The organism is Mesorhizobium sp. M1A.F.Ca.IN.022.06.1.1 (genome assembly GCF_003952605.1).
GTDB lineage: Bacteria > Pseudomonadota > Alphaproteobacteria > Rhizobiales > Rhizobiaceae > Mesorhizobium.
In genome coordinates, this window is sequence record NZ_CP034455.1 from 1302670 (window position 1) to 1319121 (window position 16452).

Annotated in this window: 13 protein-coding genes; 3 read left to right on the forward strand and 10 right to left on the reverse strand. The window is 65.1% G+C overall.

What is annotated here, in order from left to right; translation table 11 throughout:
• Positions 1-4: 4 nt before the first annotated feature.
• The 6 genes from EJ078_RS06570 to EJ078_RS06595 all read right to left on the reverse strand — a co-directional run bounded on the left by EJ078_RS06570 (position 5) and on the right by EJ078_RS06595 (position 7745).
• The gene (locus EJ078_RS06570; RefSeq protein ID WP_127847777.1) at positions 5-1795 is read right to left on the reverse strand and encodes an alpha/beta fold hydrolase; all 1791 of its coding nucleotides are present in this window, start codon (positions 1793-1795) and stop codon (positions 5-7) included.
• Positions 1792-4329: a glycoside hydrolase family 2 protein gene (locus EJ078_RS06575; protein WP_245459132.1), complete on the reverse strand. Its 2538-nt coding sequence runs from the start codon at positions 4327-4329 to the stop codon at positions 1792-1794. Before EJ078_RS06575 ends, EJ078_RS06570 begins: the two co-directional genes overlap by 4 nt.
• A gap of 37 nt (positions 4330-4366) precedes the next feature.
• The gene (locus EJ078_RS06580) at positions 4367-5365 is read right to left on the reverse strand and encodes a DUF1839 family protein (protein WP_127325801.1); all 999 of its coding nucleotides are present in this window, start codon (positions 5363-5365) and stop codon (positions 4367-4369) included.
• 1 nt (position 5366) lies between these two features.
• Positions 5367-6290, reverse strand: coding sequence for an amino acid--[acyl-carrier-protein] ligase (locus EJ078_RS06585; RefSeq protein WP_127214368.1), 924 nt, complete (start codon positions 6288-6290; stop codon positions 5367-5369).
• A gap of 1 nt (position 6291) precedes the next feature.
• Positions 6292-7431 (reverse strand): acyl-CoA dehydrogenase family protein, encoded by a 1140-nt coding sequence (locus tag EJ078_RS06590; protein ID WP_127214384.1) that lies wholly within the window; start codon positions 7429-7431, stop codon positions 6292-6294.
• 68 nt (positions 7432-7499) lie between these two features.
• Complete coding sequence (locus EJ078_RS06595) at positions 7500-7745, reverse strand: acyl carrier protein (protein ID WP_066997751.1); 246 nt, start codon at positions 7743-7745, stop codon at positions 7500-7502.
• Between the two features lie 352 nt (positions 7746-8097).
• On the opposite strand from EJ078_RS06595, the gene EJ078_RS06600 reads away from it, so the two are divergent.
• Positions 8098-8421 carry a hypothetical protein gene (locus tag EJ078_RS06600; protein ID WP_095800237.1) on the forward strand — a complete coding sequence of 108 codons (324 nt, stop codon included), beginning with the start codon at positions 8098-8100 and terminating at the stop codon, positions 8419-8421.
• A gap of 27 nt (positions 8422-8448) precedes the next feature.
• Here EJ078_RS06600 and EJ078_RS06605 read toward each other — a convergent pair whose 3' ends face one another.
• From EJ078_RS06605 to EJ078_RS06620, 4 genes are all read right to left on the reverse strand, one after another.
• Entirely contained in the window at positions 8449-10065 is a 1617-nt protein-coding gene (locus tag EJ078_RS06605; RefSeq protein ID WP_095800339.1) for an ABC transporter ATP-binding protein, read from the reverse strand.
• A 17-nt stretch (positions 10066-10082) separates the two neighbouring features.
• Complete coding sequence (locus tag EJ078_RS06610) at positions 10083-11207, reverse strand: ABC transporter permease subunit (protein ID WP_127214370.1); 1125 nt, start codon at positions 11205-11207, stop codon at positions 10083-10085.
• On the reverse strand, positions 11200-12123 hold the full coding sequence (locus EJ078_RS06615) for an ABC transporter permease subunit (protein ID WP_066997760.1): 924 nt from the start codon (positions 12121-12123) through the stop codon (positions 11200-11202). Before EJ078_RS06615 ends, EJ078_RS06610 begins: the two co-directional genes overlap by 8 nt.
• Positions 12124-12297: 174 nt before the next feature.
• Positions 12298-13890: a peptide ABC transporter substrate-binding protein gene (locus EJ078_RS06620; protein ID WP_127214372.1), complete on the reverse strand. Its 1593-nt coding sequence runs from the start codon at positions 13888-13890 to the stop codon at positions 12298-12300.
• Positions 13891-14182: 292 nt separating this feature from the next.
• Between EJ078_RS06620 and EJ078_RS06625 the strand changes: the two genes are divergently transcribed.
• Both EJ078_RS06625 and EJ078_RS06630 read left to right on the forward strand, forming a co-directional pair.
• Positions 14183-14629 (forward strand): TadE/TadG family type IV pilus assembly protein, encoded by a 447-nt coding sequence (locus EJ078_RS06625; protein WP_082980554.1) that lies wholly within the window; start codon positions 14183-14185, stop codon positions 14627-14629.
• A 23-nt stretch (positions 14630-14652) separates the two neighbouring features.
• On the forward strand, positions 14653-16446 hold the full coding sequence (locus EJ078_RS06630; protein WP_245459134.1) for a pilus assembly protein TadG-related protein: 1794 nt from the start codon (positions 14653-14655) through the stop codon (positions 16444-16446).
• Positions 16447-16452 lie beyond the last annotated feature (6 nt).

Consider the following 16452-nt stretch of genomic DNA (forward strand, 5'->3'; position numbering starts at 1 on the left):
TCGCCTACGGCGCCAGGAAGGAAGGGCTTGCCGTCGCGCGCACCGGCTCGGAACGAGCATAACCGTCACGCCTGATGCCGCCATGGTCGATCAGGCGAGCGATCACGGCGCGCCGTGCGTGATACGGCGTCAGCGTGTGGTCGGCATTCGGCAGCGAGACCCTGGTCACGCCGCGAATGCTATCGAGCCGCTCTTCCTCCGAGCCAAAATGGCGGGCGATCTCCTTGAGGCTCAGATCGCCTTCCGAGGTTACGAGGAGGACCCGCACGCCGCGGCCGCATAGGTCGCGCATCCAGCGTTCCACCCGCCGCTGTCCAAGCAGCGCGGCCGGATGCAGCATCGACAATGTGGACTTGATCGCCTCCAGCCCGCGCCGGATGATCAGCCGGGCGCATCGCGAAACGATCCCGCGCCATGCGGGGGCGGCCGGCTCGCGGCTCTCCTGCATGGCGCCAGCGTTCTGCCCGAGCACGGCCTTGGAGGTCTCGTAAGTCTTCCAGACCGCCATCTCCAGCGCGTAGGAACTGTTCCAGGCGAAGCAGAGCGGGTTGATCATGGTCAGCATCCGTACCCGCCGATCGGCCCGCGCGGCGTGAAAAGCCTGAAACGCGCCGGCGCAGGTGCCGACCAGGCCGACCCCGGGGTAGCCGGCTCGCTCCATCCAGTTGATCGCACGACTTACATCATGGCGCGTGCGCCGGTCATAAAGGAACAGGCGCCCTTCCTCGGTCGGATCGCTGAGGCCAAGTCCGGGCAGGTCGACGCGCAGCGAGGCTACGCCTTCCGCCGCCAGGGCTCGCGCCGCTTCCACCGTGCCGCGCGCCCAGCCGACATGCGGCACGCCACCGGCATTGAGGAAGATCACCGGCTCGGCCTCGGTCTGGCGTTCGCGCGGTCGGCAAAGCACACCGCAGATCATCGGCGCCGGTCCGATCAGCACCGGGCTTTCCGTGTAATGCGGACCGTCCAGGATCTGCGACACATCGCGCGGCATGGCCTTTCCCGCTGCCGCTTTGCCGGGCTGGTCGGCGATCCAGGCGGCGCAGCGATCGAGAGCGGCGGCCGGAATCCGGTTGGCGGTCGGGTCGCACATCAAGAGAGGATAGCCATCGAACTCGGCCGTCGCGATCTCCGCAGCGCCCGCCGTGTCGCCGCCGACCTCTTCGGCAGCCAGCGGCTTGCCGTTTGTAAGCACCAGCATCGGCAGGGATGGAAGGCCAGCCGCGGCATGCCGCCAATCGAGCGCCGAGAGATCGGCCAGCGTTTCATGCGAAATTCGGAACCCGGCGGCCTCGCGCCCCTCGGTGAAAACCCCTTCGCCCGCCGAACGGCTGGCCAGCGGCGCGTCGATCATGCGCGACATGGCTGTGACCTCGCGAACATAGGCCTTGCCGGAGGACGGCGGCGCGAGCAGCACGAGACCCGCCACGTCGTCGCGTCCGGCCGCCGCCAGCGGGGCCAGCAGGGCACCAAGCCGGAAGCCGACCAAAATGACGTCCGCCACGCCGCAATCCTGCTTCAGCCGATCGATCGCCGCGCCTATGCTCGCCGTCCACCGTTGCACCTGACCGGGCGTTGAATGATCCTCGGCGGCATTGCCGCAGCCGGGATAGTCGAATTGCAGCGCCGGCAGACCGTTTTCGGCCACCTTGTCAGCCAGAAGCCGCAGGAAACGCCGGCTGCACAGGTCCTCGTGGCCATGGGCCCCGGCGATCACGACACCCCGGCCGCGTCGCCCGGTTCCCCTGCCTTCATGAAGCCAGCCGATCGTGTCGGCGAAGACGACCCCCTTCATGCCACGCTCCCGGCAGGCCGCAACGAACGCATGATCTCCGCCCTGGTCTCTACATTGTCGGCTTGCGGCGCATCGTAGGCCACCTCGCGATCGCCATTCAGCGCCGTCACGACGCCGGCCGGAGTGGCAGAGGCCGGCCCATCCAGGCCAATTTCCTTCACCGCGCCCGGCATCAGGTGGAAGCCGTTCTCGCGCGGGAAGAACAGCCCATCCTTGATGGCGACGTGATAGGCGGCGCGCTTGCAAGCGAGCCGCAGGCGCCAGCCGTCTCTGCCGCGCATCAGCCCTGCCGACAGGCCGACATCGCGTCGCGCGGTCATGACGCCGGGAAGCACATGAAAGGCTTCGGCCAGGATCTCGCCGTCGCGGTCTTCCAGCCTTGCCACGGTTACCTCGTGCCCCGCTGGGCCGAAGCGATAGGCATAAGACAGATCAAAGAAGGCGCCGAGCAGCGAGAATGCCGCAAGCGACTGCGTCCCGCGCGCCTGCAGAGTGACCGGCCGGCGCGCCGCCACCACCGGGGTGACGCCGTCGCGCAGGCAGGCAAGCGATAGCGTCGCCTCGACTGCCCTTGCCGTGTCATTGACGAGATGGACGCTCAGCCCGTTGACGCCCTCATCGCTCAGCGTCAGCCGGAGCGGCGCGAAGGCGCGTCTCAGCGCATGCCAGACCGATTTCGGCCGACCGGCAGAATCGACGACGCCCCACCCTGCTCCCGGGAGCAGATCCTTCCAGAAGAACACCAGCGCGCCCGCCGTCGGGGAGGCCGGTCTGCGCCATTCATCGATCGTGCGCTCAACCACCTCGGCAATGACAGCGCGCGAGAGGTCGAGGTAGCGCGCTGGATCCTCCATGCGCAGCCGGCGAGCGTCGACGCCGAACAGCGTCTCCAGATAATGCTCGCGCACGTCCTCGAAATCCCACGACGCACCTGCATCGCGCGGCACGCCGGCCTTCCAGCGCGGATCGTGGCCGGGCGGAACGGGCAGATGCTCATCGAGCGTCGCCTGTTCCGGCACGTTGGCGAAGGCGAGGCATTCGCTGGCGAAACGCACCTCTGCGCGGCGCGCGTCCTCCAGTGGCCGGCAATAGGCGCCGACGCCATAGTAGTGCGTCGGGCCGCCATCCGCGGCGAAGGGCAGGCTGCCGCCGGAGGGCGAGGAGGACACGAGCGCCAGATCGGGCAGGATCGCCTGCGCGGCCGGACGCACGACATCGTCGAACCAGGGTGTCGGATCCATCGCCACCGGCATGCCGAGCATCGCGGCCTGCTGCGCCACCTCGCTGCCGCCGCACAGCACCGCCAGCGACGGCGAATGCCGAAGCCGCCCCAACAGGTTCTCCACCTCGCCCGACAGCGCCGCCCGCCAGGCCGCGCTCTTCGCCGGATAGTCGAAATTGGCAAGCATCAAGTCCTGCCAGACCAGAATGCCCATCTCATCGCACAGCTCGTGGAAGGCATCGCTTTCATAGGCGAAGGTGCCGCCGACCCGCAGCATGTTGACGCCGGCTTGGCGCGCGAGATCGAGGTCGGGCTCGATTTCGGCTCGCTCGCAGGGCAGTCGCACGGGATCGGAGGGCGTCCAGACCGCGCCGCGGCAGAACACCGGCACGCCGTTGACGACCAGGCGAAAATCGCGTCCGTCAGCACCGCGATCGATCTCGATGCGGCGGAATCCGACTCGGCCCAGCCGGCTGCGCACCGTGCCCAGCGTCGCCATGACTTCGTGCAGCGCCGGCTCGCCATGTCTGTTCGGCCACCATGGGGCGACATCGGCAATGGCCAATTCCGCCGTCAGCCGGGTGGGTGTCTCGAACTTGAGGGGCGCGCGCACTCCGGCACAGCTGACATGCGCCGTTTGCGCATTGTCGAAGGGTTCGGCGAGGGTTATCGCAACGGCAAGATGCCCGGTCGTGCCGTCGAGCCTGGCGCGCATGTCGGCATCGAGGATGCGCTGCCCGCCATTTTCGTGGATCAGCTTGACGGGACGCCACGGCCCGACGACATCGAAGCTCGGGCACCAGCCCGGCATATGGCCGATCAGGGTCGTGCGCACCAGCCGCAGCCGCTGATCGTCGATCATGCGAGGGCGCCAGCGGGCGCGCGGACCGATCGCCGTTTCCAGATGGCGGTCGAGACTGCGAAAGACGATGGCGAGCTGCTCGCCCCCTGAAAGGCTTACCGCAGCCTCATGGCGCTCGAACATCGAGGTCGAGGTGAACAACAGCCGATCGTCAAGCCAGACCTCGGCGACAGTCGCCAGCCCCTCGAACACCAGCCGCACCGGACCGGTCGCGTCGAGCCTGCGGCTGTACCAGACATCGCGGTCGTGCAGCCGGGTTGGCTGCTTGCGGTCCCAGCGGCCATGCTTTTCCAGCGTGGCGGCCGCCGTGCCGGGACAGGCCGCGTCCAGCCATTCGGCATTTGCGTCTATGTCATCCGGCGAAGCCCAGGCACCTGCCGCCGAGATGGCCATCCGCCACCCCCGATCCAGCAATCCGGCAGTGCCGGCGATCGACACCGTGGCGTCCATTCCCCCACCCATCATCAAATGCGCGTCGGCCGGCCCGCTAGGCCGCCTTGGAGGCGACACCGGCCATGCGGGCGTCCAGCACGTTCATCACCGTTTCGTAGGCCTGCGCCATCGGCGCGATTGCTTCGGTCAAGCCGTCGAAGCGCTGCCGCGCCATCGCGCGGGCGAGCTTGAACTGCATGACCTTGGCGCCCTCGGCAATGCTGCCGGCGGCTTGCACCGCCTCTGCCAGGCAGGTTTCGCCGTGCTGCCCCAGCCATTCGAGATGACTGCCAAGAAGTTCGAAATTCGCGCCGACCTGCCGCAGCGTGTTGAAGGCATAGGTGTGGAAATAGGCAGGCGACTTCGTCGCCAGCCTTTCAGCGTGGCGGCCGAACGCGGCCGCATAGGCGGCGAGCGGATTGCGCTTCGGCCGCCGCTTCAGGTGATGCGCGAGCAGCGCCGCCGCGGTCCCGACCGCGTCGCGGGCCGGGCGCGTGGCGTCGAGCTTCACGAATTCCGCGTAAGGAAACAGCGGCAGGTCGCCCGCCGACACACCATCCCATTGGCCGAAGATGCCGTCATAGTCTTGGCCCTCGAGCGCGAAGTAGCCGTCATTGTGGAAGTAGCGCATCTGCCGCGACTCGGGATCGAGCGCATTGATGCCGACTGTGGTCTTGGAGTGGCCGCTGCGGTAGGTGAGGCCTTTGGTGTCGGGCAGGTAGAAGGCATCGACCTCGACCAGCGGCAGCCGGCCGAGCTCGACTTGCGTCAGCACATGCGTCTCCAGCCGGTCGAAGACCGCCAGCTCTTGGATGTCCAGCCCCGCCAGCCTCTGCAGGTCGGCGGTCGGGAACTTGAAGAACGTGAACTGATCACCTTCGAAATCCTGCGCCGCGGTGAAACCGAGCGCCGCGACCGGATCGTGCCCGGTCGCGTGCAGAACCTCGATCAGAAGGTCGACATAGCAGTTGGTCTGCGGCCACCGCCTTTGCGGATCGTGCAGCCAGTGCGGCCGGTAGGTGGCCGGATCGAGGCCGGCGATAGCCCTCAGCATCTCACACGCTCCAGAGCACGTCGCGGACCGCCGCCGGCCAGGCTTCCGTGTCCGGCCCATGGTGGCGGAACAGCGCCAGCGCCACGCGCTCCAGCCCGAAGCCGACGCAGGCCGAATGGCAGAACTCCCCGTCGGCGAACTTCAGGCCCCAGGTCTGGCCAAAATGGTCCTGGTGACAATTGAAGCTCAAGCAGGCGGTCGGCTTCTCGATGCTGGTCACCGGAATCAGCAGCTCGAATTTCAGGCCCTGATCGCGCTGGTTGTTGGCCATCATCCTGCCGCCGCGGCCGAAGAACGGATCGTTGGCAAGATCGACCTCGCAGGGCAGGTCGAGCGACTCGATCATGGCCCTGCCGCGCTTCAGCCAGCTTTCGCGGAACGAGCGCACCTGCTCGGCCGTACCGATCTTGACGAACTCGCGCATGCGGAAGAGCTGCATGCGCGCCGGGTCCTTCGACGGCTCGTGGCGGAAGCAGTAGGAGGAGAGTTCGAAAAGAAGGCCCTGCGCCGGCACCGGGCCGCGCGCAGCTATTGTGGGATAGAGCGGATAGCAGGCGGCGGGTGTCAGCGCGAGGTCCGTCGCCTTCTGCAGCTCCGTCCAGTCTCCGCCGTCAGCCATCATGCCGAGCAGCTGCGCATGCTCCCGCTCGCCGCCCATGAAGGAATGCACGCAGCCGGCAAGCTGCGGAAAGTTTTTCATGTAGCCGCTCTTCTCCAGCGTCGCGCGGCTCATGCCCGGCGGAAAATGGATGCGAGTGGCCTCGTCGGGCGCGCCGAGGCGGGTGACGAGATGCTCGAACTGCTCGATCACGTCCTCGAACGCGCCCGAACGGCCATAAAGGCCGTCGACGCCGGATTCGAACAGGATGCCGTTCTCGAACAGGCTGTCGAGCAGCGACTTGGAGTCGAATGTCTTGGCGTCCATCTCAGCTCCCCAGGCCGGTGTCGAAGCGGCTCATCAGCATGAGCGTCGCGGTATTGGAAAGGATGCGGTCGTTGGAGATCATCACCGGCGCCGAGGTCACGTCGCGCAGGTGCCGGCCGACGCTGAACGGGGTACCGTTCTTGTAGCCAAGAATGCCGTTGACCAGCATGGCGAGACGCACCACGGCGCCGGCCTTCTCGCTGGCCGCGACCTTCAGCGCGTTGATCTCGGCGGCGAAGCCGATCGAAGACAGCGCGTCGTCGTCGCCCGCGGCCGCTTCGAAGCGGTGGATGGCGGCCGCAAGGTGGCCTTTCATCTCCTGCAAAAGGGCGGCCGCTTCGGCAAGCCTCAGCGCGCCCGGCGGCATGGAGTCGGGCTGCTTGCGCGCCGCCGCCTTGACGAAGGCCTGCGCCCGATTGAAGGCGTCGGCGGTGATGCCGAACCAGGTCGCCGCCCAGAAGATGTGCGAGCTGGCCAGCATCGACTGCGCCGCGATCTCGGAGAACGGCTTCGGGAATATCTGCGCCGCGTCACCCGTGGCGACCAGATGAAAGCCGTCGGAGCAGGTGCCGCGCATGCCGAGCGTGTCCCACACCGACGTGCGCTCAAGCGTGCGGTTGCCGTCGGCCGGGATCACCACCATCACCTGATCGGAGCTGGCCGCATCCGGGGCGCGACGCGCCGTGGCGAGGATGGCGTCGGCATAGTTGCCATAGGAGATGACGGTGGCTACCTTGGTCAGCGCGAAGCGCCCGCCGGCGACCTCGACCGCACAGATCGAATTGCGCAAATTGCCGCCGATGCCGGCCTCCGTCGTCGCCGAAGCCATCAGAAGCTGCTCGTCGGCGATGCGCCGCATATAGGCGCGGTGCCAATCGCTGGCGCCTCCGTGAGTGACAAAGCTCGACGTCTTGATCTGATGCATGGCATAGATCATCGCGCTCGAGCCGCAGGCCTGGCCGAGCTGCACGATGAGGTCGGCGATCTGCATCGTGCCGAGCCCCTCGCCGCCATGCTCGATCGGGATCGCCACGCCGAGCAGGCGCTCGCGCTTCAGCGCCTCGATCGTCTCCGCCGGGAAACGCCCCTCCTTGTCGACGGGGTCGGCATGGCCGGCGGCGATCTCGGCGACGCGGCGCATGCGCTCGGTCGCGGCTTCGGGCGCCTCCGCGAGCGAGGCCGCCTCTATCTTTCTCAACACGTTCATGGCTACGCCGCCTTGCGCGTCAACTGCGAAACCGCATCCGCGATGCTGGCCAGCGAAGAGAAGGTGCGCCGCGTCAGCATCGTCTCGGGGAATTCGATGTCGAACTCCTCTTCGAGCGCCAGCATCATCTGCACTGAGGCGAAGGAGGTCAGCCCCGCGTCATAGAGATTGGCGTCGTCGGCGAGCGCGCCGAAATTCAGCGGAATCATCGGATGCTGCTCGAGCAGCGAACGTATCTGGTCGATCATGGAGGCCCCACCCTTGCGTTGTGCAGCCGGCAATATCGCAGACGCAGCGCAACCGTGGCGTTAACGCCGCAGAGCAGTTTCAACCATGCCTAAGGATCGGTAACGGACCGCAATACAATTTTACGGCTCTCGATTCGGAGGGACCTCTGTCCGGGATTTTTTGTGGCTGCGTGTCCGCATCGATATCACGCCACGGCCCCTCCGCCGCCGCCGCGACCTGGCAAAAGCCTGCCGTCAATCAATCGATCAGATAAATGGTCGACAATAGGCCCTCACTTTGGCCTAATGGTTGCCGCGATCCCATTCGAGAGCTGCTGGACGATTTTTGGAACGGCGAGACCGGGGTAAGAGTATGAAGTTCACGCTGCGGGCTCTCTTGCCGTTGACCTTGATCGCAGGCTGCTCGTCGAGTGTTGCGTCGATCAATCCGGCGAAATACCACGGGATGAGCTGCGCCGACCTCAACAGCGCGCTCGGCGACACCGCCACCGATATTTCGCGGACGGCGATCAGCCGCGGCAAGGTCGCCAATACCAGCGTGCCGACTTGGCTGCTCGGCGGCGAGCGCGTAAAGACGGTCGTGGCCAATCGCGATACCGCCAGGATCGAGCGGCTGCAGCAACAGCAGCAGGCGATCATCGCGGCCAGGAAGAGCCGCTGCCCGTCCTCGCAGTGAGCAGGGCGTCGCCGAGCAGCGGAAATCTCAAGCGCTGATGCGGAACCTGGTCGTATCGATCGCCGCCTTCATCAGTGTCTGCGTGTAGGCTTCGCGCGGATTGCCGAAGATCTCCTCGGCCGGCCCTTCCTCGACGATCTTTCCCTGCTTCATGACGATGATGTAGTCGGCCATGGCGCGCACCACTGCGAGGTCGTGGCTGATGAAGAGGTAGGACAGTCCGTGGTCCGACTGCAGCTTGCGCAATAGCTCGACGATCTGCTTCTGCACCGAGCGGTCGAGCGCCGAGGTCGGCTCATCAAGCACCACCACTTTCGGCTTCAGGATCATAGCGCGGGCAATGGCGATCCGCTGGCGCTGGCCGCCGGAGAACTCATGCGGGTAGCGGTTGCGCGCGTTGGGGTCGAGGCCGACCTCGCGCAACGCCTCGACGGCACGCTGGTCGCGCTGTTTGCCCGTCAGCGAAGGCTCGTGCACCAAAAGCCCTTCGGTGATGACCTGGCCAACCGTCATGCGAGGCGACAGCGAGCCGAACGGATCCTGGAAGACGAGCTGCAATTCGCGCCGCAGCGGCCGCATCGCGTGGCGGTCGGCCTCTGAGATGTCGCGGTCGCCAAAGCGGATGACGCCGTCGCTGGGGAGCAGCCGCAGCAGCGCGCGGCCGAGGGTCGATTTGCCGGAGCCGGACTCGCCGACGATGCCGATCGTCTGGTTGCGCTTCAGCCGGATCGATATCTTGTCGACGGCCCGCAGCATCAGCGGCTCGCCGCCGAGAAAGCCACCGCCGATTTTGAAGACGACCTCGACGTTGCGGCCCTCGAGCAACACTGGCGAATTGGCGGGCGCGGCCGCCTTGGTGCCGGTCGGCTCAGCGGCGAGCAGCATCTTGGTGTAGGCGTGCTGCGGATTGGCGAAAAGCGCTTCCGCCTCGCCCTCTTCCACCACCTCGCCCTGGCGCATGACATAGACGCGGTCGGCGAAACGGCGGACGATGCCGAGATCATGGGTGATGAAGACGATCGCCATGCCGAGCTTGCGCTGCAGTTCGGCAAGCAGCATCAGGATCTGCGCCTGAATGGTGACGTCGAGCGCCGTCGTCGGCTCGTCGGCGATCAGGATGTCGGGATCGTTCGCCAAAGCCATAGCGATCATAACGCGCTGGCGCTGGCCGCCCGACATTTCGTGCGGATAGGATTTCATCCGCCGCTCGGGATCGGGGATGTGCACCAGTCTCAACAGCTTCAGCGCCTCTTCACGCGCGGCCTGGGCGCTCAGGCCGCGATGGCGGCGGATCGGCTCGATGAGCTGGTTGCCGATGGTGTAGAGCGGATCGAGCGAGGTCATCGGCTCCTGGAAGATCATGCTGATCTTGCGGCCGCGAACCTTGTTGAGCTCGCTCTTGGTCATCTCCAGCAGGTTGCGGCCGCGGTAATCGACCTGGCCGGTCGCTTCGCCATTGGAGGAAAGCAGGCTCATCGCCGCCATCATCGTCTGGCTCTTGCCGGATCCGGATTCGCCGACGACGGCGACGGTCTCGCCGGCATTGACCTTTATGCTGATGCCCTTCACCGCCTCGACCGTGCCGTCGAGGGTCTGGAAGCGGACGCGCAGGTCCTTGACGCTGAGGATCGTTTCGGAAGCCATGTCAGCGATCCCCATCCTTATCGATCTTTGGGGTCGAGCGCGTCGCGCAGGCCGTCGCCGACAAAGTTCAGCGCGAACAGCGTCGAAACCAGGAAGAAGGCCGGGAACAACAGCAGCCAGTTGGCATAGCCGATGTTCTTGGCACCGACCGAAATCAGCACGCCCCAACTGGTCATCGGCTCCTGCACGCCAAGCCCGAGGAAGGACAGGAAGCTTTCCAGGATGATGACCTGCGGCACCAGCAGCGTCATGTAGATCACCACCGGCCCGAGCAGGTTGGGGATGACGTGGCGCACGAGGATGCCGCGCTGGCCGACGCCCATCGCTTCCGCCGCCTGAACGTATTCTTGCCTGCGGATCGACAGCGCCTGGCCGCGCACGATCCGCGCCATGTCGAGCCACAGCACCGCCCCCACCGCCAGGAACATCAGCACGAAGTTGCGGCCGAAGAACACCACAAGCATGATGACGAAGAAGATGAAGGGCAGCGAGTAAAGCACGTCGACGATGCGCATCATCACCTCGTCGACCCTGCCGCCGGCAAAGCCGGCCGTCGCGCCGTAGATCACGCCGATGACGCCGGCGACGACACCGGCAAGCAGGCCGATCGCGAGCGAAATGCGCCCGGCCATCAGCGTGCGAGACAAGAGATCGCGCCCGGTGTTGTCGGTGCCGAAGAAGAAATATTGCTGCTTGACGGCCGAGCTCATGGTCATTTCGAGCCCATCGGGCGACTTGCTCTCGATCTTCGTGTCGTCGAAGGCGTCGGAGCGGTCGAGATAGCGGATATTGCGGTCGTCGATCGGCTTCTTGGAGGTGACGGTGACGACGACGCGGCTGCCGTCCTGGTGCCACTCCTTGATGTCGACGCGCATGCGTTTGATCGCGTCGCTCAGCGCGCCCTGGATCATGTCGGGTTTCGGATAGGCCAACAGGCTCGGCGGCGTGCGCACATAGTCGCCGTAGATGGTAGTGTATTCATGCGGCACGACCATAGGGCCGAATACGCTGATGACGGCAATGAATGCCAGATAGTAGAGGCTGAACATGGCGGCGCGGTTGCGCTTCAGCCGCGCCCAGGCATTGCCCCAGAGCGAGCGGCCGACGATCGGCTCCGGAGCGGCTACGGCAAGCTCAGTCATAGCGCACCCTCGGATCGACGACCGCATAGAGAAGATCGACGATCAGGTTGAAAACGATGGTGAAGAGCGCGATCACCACCACGGTTCCCATGACCAGCGTGTAGTCGCGGTTGAGCGCGGCGTCGACGAAGTAGCGGCCGACGCCTGGAATGGAGAAGATGGTCTCGACGATGATCGAGCCGGTGAGCAGCGCCGCCGCCGCCGGACCGGTGAAGGAGACGATCGGCAGCACGGCGCCGCGCAGCGCGTGCTTGACCACCACCGACCAGTCGGAGAGGCCGAGCGCGCGGGCGGTGCGGATGTGGTGCGAGCGCAGGCTCTCGATCATCGAGCCGCGCATCAAGCGGGCGACGATGGCGATCTGCGGCAGGGCGAGCGTCAGAACCGGCCCGACCTTGTTGATTAAGGCGCCGTCGCCCCAGCCGCCGATCGGCAACAGCTTCCAGGAAAGGCCGAAGACGAGCTGGATCACCGGCGCGGTGACGAAGGTGGGGATGGTGCTGCCGGCGGTGGCTAGAGCGATCACCGAATAGTCGGCTATTTTATTCTGGTTGAGCGCCGCGATCGTCCCGAGGATCGAGCCCAGCAGCAGCGCCAGCACCAGCGCCGAGGTACCGATCTGCACCGAGATCGGCAGGCCCTTGGCGAAGAGTTCGGTGACGGTGAAATCCGGCAGGTTGTAGCTCGGCCCGAAACTGCCGCGCAAAAGATTGCCGAGATAGTGGAGATATTGCAGCCAGAGCGGATCGTCGAGGCCGAACTGGGCTTCGAGATTGGCCCTGATCTCGGGGCTCAAGCCCCGCTCCTGGTTGAACGGGCCGCCTGGCGCGACGCGGATCAGGAAGAACGCCACCGTCACGATGACGAACAGCGTCGGGATGGCGGTCAATAGCCGCCGGAAGACATAACGCAGCATCGGCGCCCCGCTTCAGCCAGGGCGACGGCTCTCCAGACGAGATCGTGGCGCGCTGGCATCTCTGATCTTCGCACCGCGATCGCCGAAAATCCAATGCGACTTTCGGCCCGGCACGACGACAGACCGCGGCCGCAGCTCCCTAAAAGAGAGCGGCGGCACGGCCAAGGTTCCTTGTCAGTCCTTGGAGATGAAGCGAGACGGATGAATGTCCATCACATTGTCCTCGAAGCCATGCAGCTTGGAGGAAACGATGTCGTGGTAGCTGTAGTAGAGCAGCGGGATCTGGCCGACATCGTCGACGAGGATGCGCTCGGCTGCGGCGAGGTCCTTCATGCGCTCCTCAGGCTTGCCGCCGGCGGCGGCCGCCTTGTCCATGGCGGCTTCATAGGCAGGGCTGTTGTAGTTCGAGTAGTTGTTGCCGCTCGCCTTGCGCGAGATGCCGAGGAAGGTCTCCGGATCCTTGTAGTCGGCGATCCAGGCGGCGCGGGCGACGTCGTAGTTGCCCTTCTGCTCGAGGAAGCCATAGTGGGTCTTGGTGTCGGTGTTGAGCAGCGTCACCTCGACGCCGAGCGGCTTCAGCTGTTCCTGGATGGCGACCGCGGTGTTCTTGTGGTTCTCCGAGGTGTTGTAGCGGATCTCCATCTTCAACGGATGCTCGGGTGTATAGCCAAGCTTTTCCAGCACTTTCTTGGCCGCATCCTCGCGGTCGATCTGAGACATGTCGGCGTATTTGGCCAGTGCCGGCGTGTAGCCGTCGATGCCCGGAGGCACCATCGAATAGCCGGGCAGCATAGAGTTCTGCCAGACCTTCTCGGCGAGGAAGTCGCGATCGATCGCCATCGAGATGGCGTTGCGCAGCTCGACGTTGTCCCAAGGCGCCTTGTCGGTCTTGACCGCATAATAATAGGTGCCGAGATATGGCCCCACACGGATCTGGTCACCGAATTTGGTTTTGAGATCGGCGAGCTGTTCGGTCGGCAGGTCGCCATAGCTATCGAGTTCGCCGGCCTCGAAGCGCTTCATCGCGGACGAGCGATCCTCGGTCGGGATGTAGTTGACCACGTCGAGCTTGACGCTCGCGGCGTCCCAGAACTTCGGGTTCTTGACCAGTTTCATGTGGTCGTTGGGAACCCACTCCGCCAGCGTATAGGCGCCGTTGGAGACCAGCTTGCCCGGTTTGATCCAGTCCGCGCCGAGCTTGTCGATCGAAGCCTTGTTGACCGGATAGGTCGCCTGGTGGGTCAGCATCTCCAGGAAGTAGGGCGTCGGAGCCTTCAGTGTGACTTGCAGGGTGTTGGCGTCGATCGCCTTCACGCCCATATCCTCGGCCTTGCCTTTCTTGGTATTGAAGTCCTCGGCGCCTTTCACCGGATACAGCATTGAGGCGTATTCTGCAGCGGTGGCCGGGTCTTCCAGCCGATGGAACGAATAGACGAAGTCGTCCGCCGTCACCGGGCTGCCATCCGACCAGAGGCCGTCCTTGCGCAGCTTGAAGGTGTAGACAGTGCCGTCGTCGGACACCGTCCAGCTTTCGGCGGCGCCCGGAATGAGGTTCGTCTTCGGGTCATGCATGACGAGGCCCTGGAACAGGTCGCGTATAATATCGGCCTCGTAGACCGTCGACGTCTTGTGCGGATCGACCGTCTCCGCCTCGGCAGCGGATCCGCGATTGTAGACGGTCTCGGCAAAGGCGGGCGTGTAGAAAGCACCGGTCGCCAAAACCATCGTGGTGGCGAACACGGTCGCCTTCAGCAGGTTTTTGAGCATGAAGTCTCTCCCTTGTTGGCGCGGCCCCTCAACCACGCCTTGAGTGTTGACGCCCCGGAACCGTCAACGGGTCCCTTTTGAGCGCGCCGCCGGTTCCCTTCCGGCGGCTGGTGGCGGGAGACTAGACAGAGGAATATCTTATTTCAACTGCCCGCTGCTTGACGTTGAGTGAGCAGCGTTTCGCTAAAACAGCGAACTCTAAAGCTTAGGCGTCCCCGTTCAACTGTGTGCACCTTTCGGTTGTTCCAGCCGTTTTCTGTTTTTGCAAGCAGGTTTTGGCATTCTCCGGCCCATGCTGAAGAACCGAAATTTCCTTGCTCCTTGGTTCCGTTTCCGGGCTGACGCCGCGGGCACGTCTGCGGTCGAATTCGCCATGCTGGCGCCGATCTTCATCCTGCTATTGCTCGGAATGGTTGCATACGGAATCTATTTCGGCGCCAGCCATTCGGTCCAGCAGATCGCCGCCGACGCGGCGCGAACGGCGATCGCCGGCCTCAACCAGACGGAGCGCCAGGCGCTGGTCACCGATTTCATCAGCCATGACGTCGCCGGCTATGCTTTTGTCGACCCGAAAAAGCTGACGGTCGACGCCAAGGACAGTACCGTCGACGGCAGCCAGTTCATCGTCTCAGTCAGCTATGACGCGCGCGACCTGCCGATCTGGAGCCTGTTCCGGACGCTGCCGTTGCCGGGCACCACGATCCAGCGCCAGTCGACGATCCGGGTCGGAGGCATATGATGCGCTACTCCGCGGGGAGAGTGATGGACGCTGCGCGACGGCTGATCGCCGACCGGCGCGCCAATTTCGCGGTTATGACCGCGCTCTGCACGCCAGTGGCGCTGACGCTGACCGCGTTCGCGATCGATGAGGGCTCGCTTTATAACGAACGCCGCGCCGCGCAGTCGATCGTCGACCTCGCCGCGATCACCGCCGCCGCCAACATCAACAAAGCCCAGCAAGCCGTGCTGACGACGCTGAGGGACAACGGAATCACGTCCGTCGCCGTGCAGCAGCAGGGCACCAAAATCGAGCCGACCGGCAGCAAGGCGGTCGTCGAGGTCGTGCCCGGACGCTATTCGGGGGTCAGTTCCATCGCGGCCGGCAGCCGCTTCGAAGCGGGCAAGCTGCCCTACAATGCCGTCCAGGTGTCGATGAAGAAGCTCGGCACGCTCTATTTCGCCGCTTCGGTGATGGCTCCGCCGGTGATCGGCACGACAGCCACCGCAAGCGCCCAGCCCGCAGCAGCATTCTCGGTCGGATCGCGCCTCGCCAGCGTCAATGGCGGCGTCCTCAACGCGCTGCTCGGCGCGCTTCTGGGCGGCAACCTCTCGCTCAGCGTGATGGACTACAATTCGCTGATCTCGGCCGATGTCGACGTGCTCTCCTTCACCGATGCGCTGGCGACGCAGCTGCGTCTGACCGGTGTTACCTATTCGGACGTGCTCGGCTCGAAGGCAACGGTCGGCCAGATCGCCACCGCGATGGCCAACGTGCCCGGGCTCGACCGCACCGCCAAGCTCGCGCTGCAGACTATGGCCTCGAGCGCCACCAACTCGGTCAAGATCCCGCTTAGCCACCTCGTCGACCTCGGCTCGGTGGGCAGTCTGGGGCTCGGACAGAAGCCCGCCGGGCTTTCGGTCAGCGCCAGCGCCATGAGCATGCTGAGCGCAGCCGCGGCGCTCGCCAACGGCACGAACCAGGTTACGGTCGACCTCGGGGCGACGATACCGGGACTGACATCGACGACGCTCCAGGTCGCCATCGGCGAACCCATGCAATCCTTGCCATGGCTGGCGGTGGGAGAATTGGGCACGGTGGTGCGCACGGCGCAGACGCGCATCAAGCTCAATGCCAGCGTCGGGATTGGAAACGGGAACAACGGCAATGGCTTCGGCAACGGCACCGGAAATGGCACAGCCGGCATTAATCTGGGCGGCGGCGTCAAGCTGCTTGCCGTCAACCTGCCGCTCAATATCGAGGTCGCCTATGCCGAAGCCAAGCTGACCGACATCAGCTGCCCGACCGGCCCCTCCAGCATCAAGGTCTCAATCGCCGCGCAGCCGGGCGTCGTCGCGGCCCATCTCGCCGACAGCAACGCCAGCGGCTTCGCAGATTTCGGCAAGCCGCAATCCTTCAGCGACGCCGACATCGCCGACGTCAGCCTCAAGATGCTGCTGATCAACCTCAATCTGCTGCAGATCAAGGGATCGTCGGCCTTCTCGGTCACCAAGATGGCGCCGACGAATCTGACCTTCAGCGCCACCGAGATCGCCAACAAGGCGATCAAGACAGTGTCGACCAAGAACCTGACGCAGTCGCTCACCACCTCGCTGGTGAACAACCTGTCGCTGACGGTCAACGCGCTCGGCCTCGGTCTCGACGCGACCACCCTGCTCGGCACGGTGAAGCCGGCGGTGACGACGCTGCTCAACGGCGTCACCGCGCCGGTCGACAACCTCGTCTACAATGTGCTTGCGGTGCTTGGCGTGCATGTCGGCGAGGCCTATGTGCGGGTCACCGGCGCGACTTGCGGACGCTCGGTGCTGGTCCAGTAGCGACCG

Excerpts from the sequence above, each read along its gene's own strand:
- EJ078_RS06570 (WP_127847777.1), bottom strand. The coding sequence starts at position 1,795 with ATGAAGGGGGTCGTCTTCGCCGACACGATCGGCTGGCTTCATGAAGGC.
- EJ078_RS06575 (WP_245459132.1), bottom strand. The coding sequence starts at position 4,329 with ATGGACGCCACGGTGTCGATCGCCGGCACTGCCGGATTGCTGGATCGG.
- EJ078_RS06580 (WP_127325801.1), bottom strand. The coding sequence starts at position 5,365 with ATGCTGAGGGCTATCGCCGGCCTCGATCCGGCCACCTACCGGCCGCAC.
- EJ078_RS06585 (WP_127214368.1), bottom strand. The coding sequence starts at position 6,290 with ATGGACGCCAAGACATTCGACTCCAAGTCGCTGCTCGACAGCCTGTTC.
- EJ078_RS06590 (WP_127214384.1), bottom strand. The coding sequence starts at position 7,431 with ATGCGCCGCGTCGCCGAGATCGCCGCCGGCCATGCCGACCCCGTCGAC.
- EJ078_RS06595 (WP_066997751.1), bottom strand. The coding sequence starts at position 7,745 with ATGATCGACCAGATACGTTCGCTGCTCGAGCAGCATCCGATGATTCCG.
- EJ078_RS06600 (WP_095800237.1), top strand. The coding sequence starts at position 8,098 with ATGAAGTTCACGCTGCGGGCTCTCTTGCCGTTGACCTTGATCGCAGGC.
- EJ078_RS06605 (WP_095800339.1), bottom strand. The coding sequence starts at position 10,065 with ATGGCTTCCGAAACGATCCTCAGCGTCAAGGACCTGCGCGTCCGCTTC.
- EJ078_RS06610 (WP_127214370.1), bottom strand. The coding sequence starts at position 11,207 with ATGACTGAGCTTGCCGTAGCCGCTCCGGAGCCGATCGTCGGCCGCTCG.
- EJ078_RS06615 (WP_066997760.1), bottom strand. The coding sequence starts at position 12,123 with ATGCTGCGTTATGTCTTCCGGCGGCTATTGACCGCCATCCCGACGCTG.
- EJ078_RS06620 (WP_127214372.1), bottom strand. The coding sequence starts at position 13,890 with ATGCTCAAAAACCTGCTGAAGGCGACCGTGTTCGCCACCACGATGGTT.
- EJ078_RS06625 (WP_082980554.1), top strand. The coding sequence starts at position 14,183 with ATGCTGAAGAACCGAAATTTCCTTGCTCCTTGGTTCCGTTTCCGGGCT.
- EJ078_RS06630 (WP_245459134.1), top strand. The coding sequence starts at position 14,653 with ATGGACGCTGCGCGACGGCTGATCGCCGACCGGCGCGCCAATTTCGCG.